Annotated in this window: 13 protein-coding genes; 8 read left to right on the plus strand and 5 right to left on the minus strand. The window is 63.1% G+C overall.

The features are described 5' to 3' along the window. Nucleotides 1-4 precede the first annotated feature (4 nt). Entirely contained in the window at nt 5-1,432 is a 1,428-nt protein-coding gene (locus tag EN742_RS01915; RefSeq protein WP_128332353.1) for a PLP-dependent aminotransferase family protein, read from the plus strand. Nucleotides 1,433-1,444: 12 nt separating this feature from the next. On the opposite strand, the gene EN742_RS01920 is transcribed toward EN742_RS01915, so the two are convergent. Both EN742_RS01920 and EN742_RS01925 read right to left on the minus strand, forming a co-directional pair. Continuing rightward, entirely contained in the window at nt 1,445-2,266 is an 822-nt protein-coding gene (locus EN742_RS01920; protein ID WP_128332354.1) for a L,D-transpeptidase, read from the minus strand. 171 nt (nt 2,267-2,437) lie between these two features. Further along, nucleotides 2,438-3,100, minus strand: a complete 663-nt coding sequence (locus tag EN742_RS01925; protein WP_126059170.1) for a haloacid dehalogenase type II — start codon at nt 3,098-3,100, stop codon at nt 2,438-2,440. 207 nt (nt 3,101-3,307) lie between these two features. On the opposite strand from EN742_RS01925, the gene EN742_RS01930 reads away from it, so the two are divergent. The 5 genes from EN742_RS01930 to EN742_RS01950 all read left to right on the plus strand — a co-directional run bounded on the left by EN742_RS01930 (nt 3,308) and on the right by EN742_RS01950 (nt 9,185). Further along, nucleotides 3,308-4,186 (plus strand): branched-chain amino acid aminotransferase, encoded by an 879-nt coding sequence (locus EN742_RS01930; RefSeq protein WP_126055791.1) that lies wholly within the window; start codon nt 3,308-3,310, stop codon nt 4,184-4,186. A gap of 173 nt (nt 4,187-4,359) precedes the next feature. Continuing rightward, complete coding sequence (locus tag EN742_RS01935; RefSeq protein WP_126055790.1) at nt 4,360-4,962, plus strand: superoxide dismutase; 603 nt, start codon at nt 4,360-4,362, stop codon at nt 4,960-4,962. Between the two features lie 147 nt (nt 4,963-5,109). After that, nucleotides 5,110-5,547 (plus strand): cytochrome c, encoded by a 438-nt coding sequence (locus tag EN742_RS01940; protein WP_127407197.1) that lies wholly within the window; start codon nt 5,110-5,112, stop codon nt 5,545-5,547. 9 nt (nt 5,548-5,556) lie between these two features. Further along, complete coding sequence (locus tag EN742_RS01945) at nt 5,557-6,507, plus strand: cytochrome c (protein WP_127407198.1); 951 nt, start codon at nt 5,557-5,559, stop codon at nt 6,505-6,507. Between the two features lie 80 nt (nt 6,508-6,587). Then, complete coding sequence (locus EN742_RS01950) at nt 6,588-9,185, plus strand: AMP-binding protein (RefSeq protein ID WP_128332355.1); 2,598 nt, start codon at nt 6,588-6,590, stop codon at nt 9,183-9,185. A 95-nt stretch (nt 9,186-9,280) separates the two neighbouring features. Here the strand turns inward: EN742_RS01950 and EN742_RS01955 are convergent, their stop codons facing one another. From EN742_RS01955 to EN742_RS01965, 3 genes are all read right to left on the minus strand, one after another. Then, nucleotides 9,281-9,676, minus strand: coding sequence for an SET domain-containing protein-lysine N-methyltransferase (locus EN742_RS01955; protein WP_126055786.1), 396 nt, complete (start codon nt 9,674-9,676; stop codon nt 9,281-9,283). Nucleotides 9,677-9,925: 249 nt separating this feature from the next. Next, complete coding sequence (locus EN742_RS01960) at nt 9,926-10,552, minus strand: LysE family translocator (RefSeq protein ID WP_126055784.1); 627 nt, start codon at nt 10,550-10,552, stop codon at nt 9,926-9,928. A 64-nt stretch (nt 10,553-10,616) separates the two neighbouring features. Continuing rightward, a complete protein-coding gene (locus EN742_RS01965) occupies nt 10,617-12,743 on the minus strand; it encodes a S9 family peptidase (protein WP_126055783.1) in 2,127 nt (708 codons plus the stop codon). Between the two features lie 118 nt (nt 12,744-12,861). Between EN742_RS01965 and EN742_RS01970 the strand changes: the two genes are divergently transcribed. Together EN742_RS01970 and EN742_RS01975 are read left to right on the plus strand one after the other, a co-directional pair. After that, nucleotides 12,862-13,230 (plus strand): SH3 domain-containing protein, encoded by a 369-nt coding sequence (locus tag EN742_RS01970; RefSeq protein ID WP_126055782.1) that lies wholly within the window; start codon nt 12,862-12,864, stop codon nt 13,228-13,230. Nucleotides 13,231-13,647: 417 nt separating this feature from the next. Then, complete coding sequence (locus EN742_RS01975) at nt 13,648-14,073, plus strand: MucR family transcriptional regulator (protein ID WP_126055781.1); 426 nt, start codon at nt 13,648-13,650, stop codon at nt 14,071-14,073. The last annotated feature ends 107 nt before the right edge of the window (nt 14,074-14,180 follow it).

Consider the following 14,180-nt stretch of genomic DNA (forward strand, 5'->3'; position numbering starts at 1 on the left):
TTCGGTGGTCCAGTTGGAGCAGGATCGTGTCGCGCGCCGGATCATCGCGGCAATCAAGGAACAGATCCACAGCGGCGCCTACCAGCCCGGCGACCGCCTACCCTCGACGCGGGCCTTCGCCGCCGAATGGGGCGCGTCACGAACTACGGTGACGGCGGCCTATAATCAGCTGAACGCCGAAGGCTATCTGATCATCCGCCATGGGGCGCGTGCCGTCGTTGCTGCAGGGTTGGAGAGGGCGACGGGGGAGGCGCCCGTATCGACCGCCCCGCCTCGGAACCTTTCGGCATTCGCGCGCCGGCTGCTGGCTTTGCCTCCGCCACCGGAGCAGCAGCCGGGCAAGGTCGCGGATTTCCGCTATGGCGATCTGTCCGGGGCAGACTTTCCGGTGCCGGCCTGGCGACGGGCGTCCAACAAAGCTATCCTGCGACGCGGCGCGCGGCTGCGCTACGGCGATCCGCAAGGGTCTTCGGCTCTCCGCGTCGCGCTTCAGGGCTATCTCTGGCGCGCTCGCGGCATCAACTGCGTGCCGGACCAGATCGTCATCGTGAACGGCTCGCAGCAGGGGCTCGACCTCTGCGCACGGCTGTTGCTCGACCCCGGCAACCCCTTCGTGATCGAAAACCCGGGATATCCGCTGGCTCGCCATGCCTTTGCCGCGGCAGGCGGCGTCGCGGTTCCCGTTGCCGTCGACGCGGACGGGTTGAGGACGGATGCGCTGCCGCCAGCCCGCCTCGCCTGCGTGACGCCGTCGCACCAGTTCCCGCTCGGAAGCGTGCTTTCGGCGACGCGGCGGCGTTCCCTCCTGGCATGGGCCACGGCGACAGGCGCCTACATCGTTGAAGATGACTATGACGGCGAGTACCGCCACGACATCGTTCCCATCTCACCCCTGCAGACCCTCGGCGCGGAGTCAGTCATCTATGTGGGGACGTTCTCCAAGACGCTCTCGCCCACTTTGAGGCTTGGCTATCTCGTCATCCCAACCGGCCTGTGCCGGGCGTTCAGCGAGGCGAAGCGCCTGACCGACCGGCATGCGCCCATGTTGGAGCAAGACGTGTTGGGTGACTTGCTGACGAGCGGCGCCTACGAGCGTCACGTCCGCAGCATCCGCAGAAAGAATGCTGAGCGCAGGCAGGTGCTGCTGCAGGCATTGGCCGACCGTCTGGGCCCGAGGGTCACCGTTGCGGGAGCCGACACGGGCCTTCATGTCGTGGCCTGGATGCACGGCATCGCCGCCGGGCGCGAGACCGCAATCATCGCGGCCGCGCGCGCTGCCGGGATCGGTCTCTACCCGGTATCGCCGCTCTACGACCCGAGCGGGCCTCGGCCGGAAACGGCTGGCTTCATCATGGGGTACGCCGGGCTTGACGCGGAAGCGGTGCGGCGCGGCGTTGCGGTGCTGGCGAGGATACTGGCCGAACACCGCTGACGAACCCAAAGCTCAGAAGATCTCGTTCGTGAGCCGCTTCACCGGACCGAGCAGGATCGAGCCGGTCGGTACGCCGGCATCGATCGGGATGGCCCTGCGATCCGGCACGTCGGCCACCGGCGCGCCGATATCGGCGGTCACGATGACCGGGGTTTTGCTGGGCACGCGATCATAGAGGTCGACAATATCCTGGTTGATCAGGCGCACGCAGCCCGACGACACGGACTTACCGATCGACCACCATTCCGGCGAGCCGTGCAGCCGGTAGAGCGTGTCCTGATCGCCCTGGAAGAGGTATAGCGCGCGGGCGCCGAGTGGGTTCTTCAGGCCGCCGGGCATGCCACCGTTCTTGGCGCTGTATTGGGTCAGTTCCGGCTGGCGGGCGACCATCTCATCCGGCGGCGTCCACTTCGGCCATTTCTGCTTCCACTGCACCACGGCATCGCCCGACCACTCGAAGCCGGCGCGGCCGAGGCCGACGCCGTAGCGGATCGCCTGGCCGCCCTCACGCACGAGGTAGAGGAAGTGGTTGGTCGTATCGACGACGATGGTGCCCGGCCGCTGGCCGGTCGGGTCGGGAACGATCTGGCGCAGGAATTGATGATCGATCTTGTTGACCGGAATGGCCGGCAGGTCGAATCCGTTGTCGGACGTCGCCCCATACATCGTCTCGTAGTCGCCGAGCGGCGGATCGACATAGGCGGGCGGTGGCGGTTGCGCAGGCTCTGGAGCCGGACCGGTGGTCGTGCAGGCGGAAGCCGCGACCGAGGCAGCGCCAAGGGCTGTGAAGTTGAGAAAGCCACGACGGCTGATGCGGAAGGAAGCGTCTGACATGGTTGCCTTTTCTAGGTCTTAATTCGCAAGAAAGCATGAATCCGCAGGCTGGCTGCCGGCGCTCCAATAACAGTCGGCGGCGATAGGCGGTTCCAAATCTGGCCTGAGGGTGGACAAACAAAGGCGAAGCTGTGACCGCATTGCCGCTGTTGCGCTGCAGCAACAGCGCCGTCATGCACCCCCAAGAAGGCCTTCGAGCGAAGGCAGGATCAGCCCTGGCGGAAAGTCCCGGTATTCATCGGGCTGGTTGGCACGGTTGATCCACACCGTGCGGAAACCGAACTTGGTGGCGCCGGCGACGTCCCAGCGGTTGGAGGACTGGAAAGACACCGCACCCGGATAGAGGCGCCAGCCGGTGGTCACCATGTCGTAGACCGACGGGTCGGCCTTGAAGCGTCGCACCGCATCGACCGAAAATACATCGTCCAGCACCTGGTCGAGCGCGGCAGACTTCACGGCCGCCTCCAGCATCTCGGGCGAACCGTTGGAGAGGATCGCGAGCCTCGCGCCCGATGCCTTGAGCGCCTTGAGCACTGCCGGCACCTCCGGATAGCAGTCGAGGTGCCAATAGGCCTCCAGCAGCTTGGCTCGTAGGCCCCTGTCGGCGGAGGGTACCTTGCGCAAGGCGAAATCGAGCGCCTGCTCGGTCAATTGCCAGAAATCGGCATAGGCGCCCATCAGCGTCCTGACCCAGGAATATTCGAGCTGTTTGGCGCGCCATATCTCGGAGAGCAACTGGCCGTCCGGCCCGATCTCGCCGGCATGGCGGCGCACGGCGGCATGCACGTCGAACAACGTGCCGTAGGCGTCGAAAACATAGGCCGCGTGATGCATGGCGACAGTAGTGAGGCGAGGGGAAGCGAAGCGCAAGCGTTGATTGCAGCCAGCACCGATCGATGTTGCGGATCGCGGCCAAACCAGGCCGACATCGGTTGGCGGAGGCCGGCTGGCCCCAACAAAACTCCACGATGCCGGTTGACGGCGGCCACCAAAGCATTTTGCTATGCCCGCTTCGCAAGAACACTTGGACGGACCCGAGCAATGACACTGGCGGCAGCGGCGCAATCCGCGACATGGACCTTCGTCGATGGCGACTGGTACGAGGGCAACGTCGCCATTCTCGGGCCCCGCAGCCACGCCATGTGGCTGGGCACCAGCGTCTTCGACGGCGCCCGCTGGTTCGAGGGCGTGGCGCCCGACCTCGAGCGTCATGCAGCGCGGGTGAACGCCTCGGCCATCGCGCTCGGCCTGAAACCTACCATGACCACCGAGAAGATCGTCGGGCTGACCTGGGACGGGCTGAAGAAGTTCGACGGCAAGACGGCGGTCTATATCAGGCCGATGTACTGGGCCGAGCATGGCGGCTATATGGGCGTGCCGGCCGATCCGGCCTCGACCCGCTTCTGCCTCTGCCTTTACGAATCGCCGATGATCTCGCCAGCAGGCTTTTCGGTCACCGTCTCACCTTTCCGGCGGCCGACCATCGAGACCATGCCGACCAACGCCAAGGCCGGCTGCCTTTACCCCAACAATGGCCGCGCCATCCTCGAAGCCAAGATGCGCGGCTTCGACAATGCGCTGGTGCTCGACATGCTGGGCAATGTCGCCGAGACCGGAACCTCGAACATCTTCCTGGTCAAGGACGGCCATGTGCTCACGCCGGCGGCGAACGGCACCTTCCTGTCCGGCATCACTCGTTCGCGCACCATAGGCTTGCTCGGCGACTACGGCTTCAAGACCACCGAAAAGACGCTGTCGGTGCGCGATTTCCTTGAAGCGGACGAGATATTCTCGACCGGCAACCATTCCAAGGTCGTGCCGATCACCCGCATCGAAGAGCGCAATCTCCAGCCTGGCCCCGTCGCCAAAAAGGCGCGCGAGCTCTATTGGGACTGGGCGCATTCCACATCCGCCGCCTGATCCGAGGGCAGGCTTTCTCTTTTGACGCAGCCGCCTGCCGCAAAACCGTGTGACAGGTTTCCGGAACCTCTCTAGAAAGGGAACCGGCACTTCATTCCGGAGTTGTCCCAAATCATTCCAGACCTATCTTAGTCCGGTAGTGACACCGGATTTTCCATGAGGGAGTACCATCCATGGCTTTTGAGCTGCCTGCTTTGCCCTACGACTACGAGGCGCTTCAGCCTTATATGTCCAAGGAGACGCTGGAGTATCATCACGACAAGCACCACAAGGCCTATGTCGACAACGGCAACAAGCTCGCCGCGGAAGCCGGCTTGGGTGACCTTTCGGTCGAGGAAGTCGTCAAGCAGTCCTTCGGCAAGAACGCCGGGCTCTTCAACAACGCCGCCCAGCACTACAATCACATCCATTTTTGGAAGTGGATGAAGAAGGGCGGTGGCGGCTCCAAGCTGCCGGGCGCGCTGCAGACGGCGGTCGACAGCGACCTCGGCGGCTATGACAAGTTCAAGGCGGATTTCATCGCCGCCGGCACCACCCAGTTCGGTTCCGGCTGGGCCTGGCTTTCGGTCAAGGATGGCAAGCTCGCGATCTCGAAAACCCCGAACGGCGAGAACCCGCTGGTGCATGGCGCCTCGCCGATCCTCGGCGTCGATGTCTGGGAGCACTCCTACTACATCGACTATCGCAACGCACGGCCGAAATATCTCGAAGCCTTCGTCGACAGTCTCATCAACTGGGACTATGTCCTCGAGCTTTACGAAAAGGCGAAAGGTTGATTGGTTGACGAAAAGCCCCGGCACGACCGGGGCTTTTCTTTTCTGCCTGCAGCGGAAAGTGAAAGTCGTTGCTGTGCGGACGGAATATTTCCGCCGCGCCGTCCGTTAATGTCCAGTCGCGCACTCTCTTCACCAAGGAGCCATTGAATGAGAAAGCTTGTTCTCGCCATCTCTATGCTCGCTGTAGCGGGTTCGGCCGCCTTCGCTGATCCGATCAAGGATCGCCAGGCCCTGATGAAGGAACGCGGCAAACTTGCCGGCCAATTGTCGAAGGTCGTCAAGGGCGAGGAAGCTTTCGACGCAGCCGCCGTGCTGGCGGCGTTGCAGGCGCTGCAGGCCAATGGCGAGAAATGGGACACCGAGAAGTTCTTTCCGGCCGGCAGCGACAAGGGCGACACCACCGCCGCACCAAAGATCTGGGAAGATACGGCCGGCTTCAACGCGGCCGAGGACAAGTTCCTGGCCGACGTCAAGGCCGCGGTCGCGGCTCCGCCAGCCGATGTCGATGCCTTGAAGGCGCAGCTCAACACGATCGGCGGCGACTGCGGCACCTGCCACCAAAGCTACAGGATCAAGAAGGGCTGATCCCGGCCAATGGCCTGGCTGAAAAAACTCGTCGGCGCGGCCCTCGTTCTGGGTGGCGCTGGCGCGGTTGCCGCATGGTTGCTGTCGGCGCCGGTCAGACTTGATGCCGCGACCGTCGCGCAGCTCGGCCCCGGCGATGCCGCCAGGGGCAAGCGCATCTTCTATGCCGGCGGCTGTACCTCCTGCCATGCCAAGCCCGGTTCGCAGGGCGATGCCCGACTAGCACTCACGGGCGGCCTCGAACTGAAGACGCCGTTCGGCACCTTCGTGCCGCCCAACATCTCGCAGGACGCCAAGGACGGCATCGGCGCCTGGAGCGAGCAAGACTTCGCCGATGCCATGCTGAAGGGCGTCTCGCCTTCCGGCGAGCATTTCTACCCGGCCTTTCCCTACGCCTCTTATGCGCGCATGAAGCCGTCCGACATCGCCGACCTCTACGCGTTCATGAAGACGCTGCCGGCGGTCGCCGGCAAGGCGCCTGATCACAAGCTCGGCTTTCCCTTCAGCATCCGCCGCGGCATCGGCCTGTGGAAGCGGCTTTATCTCAGCCCCGAGCCAGTGATTGCCCTTGCCGACGGCGCGGCGGACAAGGTCATGGCCGGCCGCTATCTGGTCGAGGGGCCGGGCCACTGTGGCGAATGCCACACGCCGCGCGACTTTGCCGGCGGCGTGAAGAAGGCCGAGTGGCTGGCCGGCGCCACGGCCGCCGAAGGCAAGGGCATCGTGCCCAACATCACAGCGGGTGAGGGCGGCATCGGCGAGTGGTCGGAAGCCGACATCGCCAACTATCTCGAAACCGGCTTCACACCGGACTTCGATTCCGTTGGCGGCGCGATGGTCGACGTGCAAAGGAACATGGCGCAATTGACAGCCGACGACCGCGCCGCGATCGCCGCCTATCTCAAGGCCGTGCCGCCACACGCCAACGGCTATCCGGCGCGTAAAAAACCCTCGGGATGATTCCCGCTATTAGTTGACTTGAATACTCATGTATTATAGGCGGCGCTTCGACCAGTTTTCCGGCAATTCGAAGCTCGCCCATGCCCTCTGTCGACCTTGTGTCCGAAATCGCCCGTGGTGGGCAGCGCACAGCACTTCTTTTTCCTGATGGGCGGACGCTCTCCTATGCGGAACTCGACAGCCTCACGCTGCGCTTCGCCACGCGGCTTGGACAAGGCGAAAAGCAGCTCGTGGCCATCTCGGCGGAAGCCTCGGAACATGTGGTCGTCGCCTATCTTGGAGCCCTGCGGGCGGGCCACGCGGTGGCCATGTTGCCGCCTTGCGACGACAAGCTGTGGGATGATTTTCTAGCGGTCTTCCAGCCGGACTTCACGTTCCGGCTGGCCGATGGCCGCTGGCGCCTCATCAAGGAGGTTCGGTCCGAAAGGGAGGCTCAGCCGGTCCACCCTGATCTCGCGCTGCTGCTTATGACCTCCGGCAGTTCGGGTGCGGCCAAGGCGGTGCGGCTTTCCCATGCCAATCTCGATGCCAATGCGCGCTCGATCGCAACCTATCTCGAACTCTCGTGCGCCGACCGGGCTGCGCTGGTCCTGCCGCTCCATTATTCCTACGGACTGTCAGTGCTTAATTCCCATCTGATTGCCGGCGGCAGCATCCTCTTTCCTGGCATCTCAGTCATGCATGGCGATTTCCCGAGGGTAATCGCTGACGGCGGCTGTACAAATCTTTCCGGCGTCCCGTATTCCTACGAACTACTGGAAAGGGCGCAGTTCCGTTCCGCCGAGGTGAAGACGCTGCGCATGATGACGGTGGCAGGCGGACAGCTCGCCCCCGACCTCATCCGCCTCTACCGGGACCACATGCGCGCCAGGGAGGGCGGCTTCTTCGTCATGTATGGCCAGACGGAGGCGACGGCCCGCATCGCCTTCGTCCCGCCGGAATGCCTTTCCGATAGGGAGGAGCGTATCGGCATGGCCATTCCCGGCGGCAGCCTTAGCCTCATCGATGCCCAGGGAAACCCGATCAGGCAATCTGGCACCCCCGGAGACCTCATCTATCGCGGCCCAAACGTGATGATGGGGTATGCCGAGCAGCGCTGCGACCTGGCGCGCGGGGCCGAACTCGAGGCCCTGAATACCGGCGACGTGGCCGTGCGCGACGAGCAGGGTTACTTCCGTATTGTCGGACGCAAGAGCCGCTTCGCCAAGATTGCAGGCCTCAGGATCGGCTTCGATAGCATGGAGCAGGCACTGAAGCGGGCCGGCATCGCGGCCGCGGTGCTGGGTGACGATGGAGGGCTGCACGCCTACGTGACCGATGCGGGTACGATCGCAAGGGCGCAGTGCATCCTCGCCGAGACCAGCCGTCTTCCGGCCAACCTGGTTTCCGTTACCGCGGTGGACAACTTCCCCAGGCTTACTTCGGGCAAGACCGACTATGCATGCCTTGAACAGGACAGGCTGAAAAGGCGGACGGAGATCCGCTGCGGGACGGGCGGTCTGCTCGGGGCCTACAGCCGGGTATTCTATCCACTCGCCGTTGGCCGCAACGACAGTTTCGTCTCGCTCGGCGGGGATTCCCTTCGCTACCTGCAGTTGGCTATGGAACTTGAACGCCTTGGCATGGACCTGCCGCATGGTTGGGAACACCTGAGGGTCGCCGAGTTTGCCAACCGCCATGGGGCGATGCCGACTTTCAAGTGCAAGGAGACCAGCGGATTGCCGATCGACCTTGTGCTGAGGGTGATGGCGATCCTGCTGGTGGTGATCCATCACGAGACGCTGTGGCCAATTCCCGGCGGCTCCGGCGTGATGATGCTGCTCGTCGGTTTCGGCCTGGCGCGGTTCCAGGCGACCCACCTCCTTGCCGGCCGGATCCGACAGGCGTTGAGGCCTGCGATCGGCGTCCTGATCCCTTATTTCCTCATTGTTTCCGCCTACGCGTTTGCCTGGCGAGCGATTCCCCTGGCCTCGGTGACGCTTACCGGCAATCTTGGTTATGCCGAGCCGGAGCGCCACGAGATGATCCCTTATCTTTACTGGTTCATCGAGGCCTATGCGCAGACGCTCCTCATCTTCTCCCTCATCTTCACTGTGCCGGCTGCGCGCAAGCTCGCACGGTTGCGACCCTTCGCCTTCTCGCTTGGCCTGTTGGGGGTTGCCGTCGCCGCTCGCTTTTCCATCCCGCCATTGGTCGACATCGGCAACCGCCAGATCTTTGCGATCTACTGGGTGTTCCACCTCGCCGTCTTCGGTTGGTGTGCCGGTTTTGCCGACAATCCGGCAAGAAGGCTCATCTTGATGGCGTTCGCCGCCCCGGTGCTGGGCTATCTAGCCTTCTGGGAGGCAGTTTGGATCGGGACAGCCGTCAAGTATTTGATGATCTTCGCCGCGCTTCTGGCTCTCCTTTACGTGCCGCGTATCCGCTTGCCGGCACGGGCCGGCCGCGTGATGACGCAGGTCGCTGCCTCCGCCTTTCCCATATATCTGTTTCACCGCTTCGTCCCGGAGCTATTGATGGCGCCGGCGTCACCTGCGTTGCCGGCTCCGATCTTTCACCTGCTGGCGATCGCGGGCGGTATTGGCATCGGCATATTCGCCGGCAAGGCCATGACAGGCCTTCGTAACCAGCTTGGCAGATTTGCGATGAGACGCCAGCCAGAATTGCGCCCGGTCTAATGCGCCGCGTCTGAAAGGCACCCTACAACGCGCTTCGGCTGTGTTCTTGAGCGTGTCGTTACCGCAGAACCGCCGCGCGCTTTGGCTGCCATGCGTTAGCTTACGGGGTGGCGGTCGCCGAGGAAGTCGAAGCCGCTTTCGAAGAAGTGATTGTAGTCGCAGGTCAGTTCCTCGCCCGGCGCGATATCGCGCAAGGCATACGTCTCCTCCGGCGAGGAGACGTCGCAATTCGGGTCGTCGTCATGGTTCATGTAGCGGGCGTCATCGGCCTCGAAGACGATGTAGGCCGGATCGCGGCGGTCGGGATAGGAATAGCGGTCGAGATAGGATTTCACCGGGCCGGTCTCGTTCTCATAGGTGTCGACCTCGATCACCCGGTCGAATCTGGGGTCGAGCTTCCAGATCAGCGTGCCTTGGGGGATGTGGTTCTTGGCGAAGACGCCGATGCCCTGGATGGGCGATTTGTCGAGATAGACGTCGACGAGCAGCATGGCGGACCCTTGCAAGACGGTGACTGGCAGGCGCGGCTCGAAAAAAGCCGGGCATTGGGTAGCGCGCGACAGCGGCAATTGCGAGCACAAAATCGCCGCGCATGAGCGCGAAATGAAGCCTCTGAAAACGTCATGCGCAAATCAAAAATTTATGACCGGACGCATCAGTTTGGGAGCGATGCCGGCAGGTCCCGCAATCGGCCGCTGGACGGCCGTTTTGCGCTGCTCTGAACAGCAGGTGCGCACCGCTCAGCGCTGTTGCAGCGCAAGGCGCACACCGAGCGCACAGTAGATCGCGCCGACGACCTTGCCTTGCCATTTCAGCACCGCGGGATTCCGGCGCAGGAAGGCGCCCAGCCCACCCGCGCTCACCGCGAAGACGACCGTGCTGAACAGGCCTAGCAGGACGAAGATGATTCCCAATGCCGCCAGCTGAAGCATCACCGATCCGTTTTCCGGCCGCACGAATTGCGGCAGGAAGGCGAGGAAGAACAGCGCGGTCTTGGGGTTGAGCATCTCGGTTAGCACCGCCTGGCGGAAAGCCTTGCCCGCCCGGATCGCAAGCGCACCGGCGGCTGGATCGGTCGATGTCTTCTCGATGATCGCACGTATGCCAAGATAAACGAGATAGGCCGCGCCGACATATTTGACGATGCTGAACAGCATCGCCGATGTGGCGATGATCGCCGAGATGCCGACCATCGCCATGACGGTGTGGAATATATCGCCGGCCGCGATCCCGGCGCCGGTGGCGATGCCCACTTTCGTTCCCGAACTCGTCGCCCGCGCGACGGTCAGCAGAGTGGCGGGGCCGGGAATGAACACAAAGCCGAGCACGACCGCGACATAGGTCGCCAATGTGGCCAGGTCGATCATTCCAGGGTCCTCCGCGACTTCGCCCAATCAAAGCCACGCCGTGGCTCGCGACGCAATGGCCTTCTCACACGCTCGCCGCCGCCGAGACTGAATCGGCCTTGCCCGCCACCTTCAGCGCGAAGGCGTAGGTGTAGGCGATCTCTTCCAGCCTCGAGAATCGGCCGGAAGCGCCGGCATGGCCGGACTCCATGTTGATCTTGAACAGCACCGGATTGTCGCCGCGCTTGCGCTCGCGCAGCCGCGCCACCCATTTGGCCGGTTCCCAGTAAGTGACGCGCGGATCGGTGAGCCCTGCCTGCGCCAGGATCGGCGGATAGTCGAGCGCGGCCACATTGTCATAGGGCGAATAGGCCGCGATCGTCCGGTAGTCTTCGGCCGAGGCGATCGGATTGCCCCATTCCGGCCATTCGGGCGGCGTCAGCGGCAAGGTGGCGTCGAGCATGGTGGTCAGCACGTCGACGAACGGCACCTCGGCGACGATGCCGCCAAAACACTCCGGCGCCAGATTGGCGATCGCCCCCATCAGCATGCCGCCGGCCGAGCCGCCTTGCGCGACGATGCGGTCATGCCCCGTGTAGCGCTCGGCCACCAGATGGCGCGCGCAGGCTATGAAGTCGGTGAACGTATTGATCTTCTGCGCCCGCTTGCCGTCGTCGTACCAGCCGTAGCCCTTGTCCTTGCCGCCGCGGACATGGGCGATGGCGTAGACGAAGCCGCGGTCGACCAGCGACAGGCAATTGGTGTTGAAGGACGCCGGCACGGTGATGCCGTAGGAACCGTAGCCGTAGAGCAGGCAAGGCGCCGAGCCGTCGAGCGGCGTGTCGCGGTGATGGATGAGCGAGATCGGCACCAGCTCGCCGTCGGCCGCGGGCGCCATCAGCCGCCGCGTCACATAGTGGTCGGGCTCATGACCCGAAGGCACTTCCTGGGTCTTGAGGAGCACGCGTTCGCGGGTGCGCATGTTGTAGTCGAAGACCTGCGCTGGCGTCGTCATCGAGGAATAGGTGAAGCGCATGGTCTCGGTGTCGTATTCGTAGGAACCCGACAGGCCGAGCGAGAACGCTTCCTCGTCGAAGAAGATGAGGTGCTCCTCGCCGCTTTCGCGGTCGCGCACGACGATGCGCGGCAGGCCTTCCTTGCGCTCCAGGCGGACCATGTAATTGTTGAAGCCCAGGACCGAGAGGATCAGCCGTCCGGGCTCGTGCGGAACCAGCTCGCGCCAGTTGGCGCGTGCCGGAGCATTGGCCGGCGCCGTCATGACCTTGAAATCCTTGGCGCCGTCGGCGTTGGTGAGGATGAAGAAGATGTCTCCGCCTTCCTCCAGATCATATTGCAGGCCGGTTTCGCGCGCGGCGACCAGCTTCGGCTCGGCACGCGGGTCGTCGGCGCGCAACAGCCGGTATTCCGAGGTCTCGTGATCGTTGATGCCGATCATGATCCATTCTTTGGAGCGCGTGCCGCCGACATCCATGAAGAAGCCCGGATCGGTTTCCTCATAGATCAGCCGATCGTTTTCGGCGTTGTCGCCGAGCGCGTGGAACAGCACCTTGGAGGGACGGTGATTGTCGTCGAGGCGTGTGTAGAAGAATCCGTCATCGCCGGCATTCCAGACGCCCCCGCCTCCGGTGTCGGGGATCTGGTCCGCCAGTTCCTGGCCGTTGCCGAGGTCGCGCACGCGCAGCGTGAAGAATTCTGATCCCTTGTCGTCGAATGCCCACAAAAGCTTCCCGTGGTCGGCTGAATGGTCGACGCCGCCGAGCCGGAAATAGGGCTTGCCGCCCGCTTCCACGTCACCGTCGAGCAGGATCTTCTCCTCGCCGCCTTCGCGCTGCGTGCGGAAATAGCGTGGCTGCTCGCCCCCCAGCCTGTAGGACGAACCATAGGCGTAGGGCCCGTCCTTCATCGGCACGGTGGAGTCGTCCTCCTTGATGCGCCCCTTCATCTCGGCGAAGAGCTGCTTCCGAAGCGCAGCCGTATCGGCCATCAGCTCCGCCTGGTAGGCATTCTCGGCTTCGAGATGGGCGCGGATCCGGCCGTCGAGCAGGGAAGGGTCCCTGAACATCGCCTGCCAATTGTCGGCCCGCAGCCAGGCATAGTCGTCGGTGCGGGTGAAGCCGTGGTGGGTGTCGAAGACAGGTCGCTTCTCGGTCTGCGGCGGGCTGGCGGTCGAAAAGGCAGGGGATCTGGTCATTACGTCTCGCTGTAGAAATTGCTTGAATGGCAAATGAACACGCCGATCAGCGCCGGTTCAAGGCCCGGCTTATAGCGTGATGGCCGCTCCGATACTGGGCTGGAGAGGGAGAGAGATAATGAGTTTCTATGTTCGCACCGCTGCGGCTCTTGCCGTCGCTTCAACCGTTCTGGCCTTTGTCGGCCAGTCTCATGCAACCGCCTTTGCCGCTTGGCAAGTGTCGGACCTGCCCTTCGGCGACACGCTTAATGCGCGCAAATATCCTTCGGGCAGTTCGCAGAAGCAGGCCGCCTACCCGAACGGCACCGTGCTGCAATTGACCGGACGCTGCACCGGCGGGATAAACCTGCTCGACATTGCGGGCCAGCCGCGCTGGAAGCAGCAGCAGACGATCCGCTACCGTTGGTGCGAGATTTGGCACGACCCGTCGCGCAACGGTCATTTCGTCGCCGGCTGGGTTTATGGCAAATACATCGCGCCCTATTGAGCTGTCGGTTTTCGCCGCTCCGGCCAAGTCGCGGGCACCAGTAATGTCTTGCAACCCGTGATTTCATTAGGATCGGGAAACCTTGCGATCTGTCGAAGGTCAAGCATAGCCGAAGCATCGAGCCGATTTTAGCTGCTTTCGCCGATGTAACGGCGGTTCGACGTGGCGTCACCCGTGCTGGTCAGACCAGAAAAATCTCGCTAAGTTACGCGATGCACGAAAGTTTGAAGCTGAACGGGGAATATTTGATATATATCGTTGAATATAGCGCAATATGCGAATTGACTTACTTGACTGGTAGGATCATTAAGATAATTCGACGCGAATCGCAGAGGCACTTTCCTGCATGAAATTCGCGCGATGCCCAGCCGAAAAAAGGGCGCAGTTAGAAACAACTCTCGTTGGGGCCTGAACACAATGGATATCGCCGAAACACCTTCCCGAAATAGCGACGCGCTGATTGAGCTGACTGCCGATGTGGTCGCCGCTTACGTCAGCAACAATCCCGTACCCGTCGGCGAGCTGCCGAACCTGATCGCCGATGTCCATGCCGCCCTGGGCCGCGTGGGTGGCACCGCCGAGGCGCCGCCCGCCGACAAGCAGAAGCCTGCGGTCAACCCGAAGCGCTCTGTCCATGACGATTACATCGTCTGTCTCGAGGACGGCAAGAAGTTCAAATCGCTGAAGCGCCACCTGATGACCCACTACAATCTCACGCCCGATGAATATCGTGAGAAGTGGGGCCTCGACGCAAGCTACCCGATGGTCGCGCCCAACTATGCGGCCGCCCGCTCGCAGCTTGCCAAGAAGATGGGCCTTGGGCGCAAGCGCAAGGGTCGCTGAAGCAGCATCTTTTCCATTTCGATGCCGGACGGCGCCTTCGGGCGCCGTTTTTGCTTTGAGCGTGCGGGCATGCCAGTCCATTGCCCAGCCGGCCAATCGCTCAAAAT

This window comes from Mesorhizobium sp. M4A.F.Ca.ET.020.02.1.1 (assembly GCF_004022645.1).
Classification (GTDB): domain Bacteria; phylum Pseudomonadota; class Alphaproteobacteria; order Rhizobiales; family Rhizobiaceae; genus Mesorhizobium.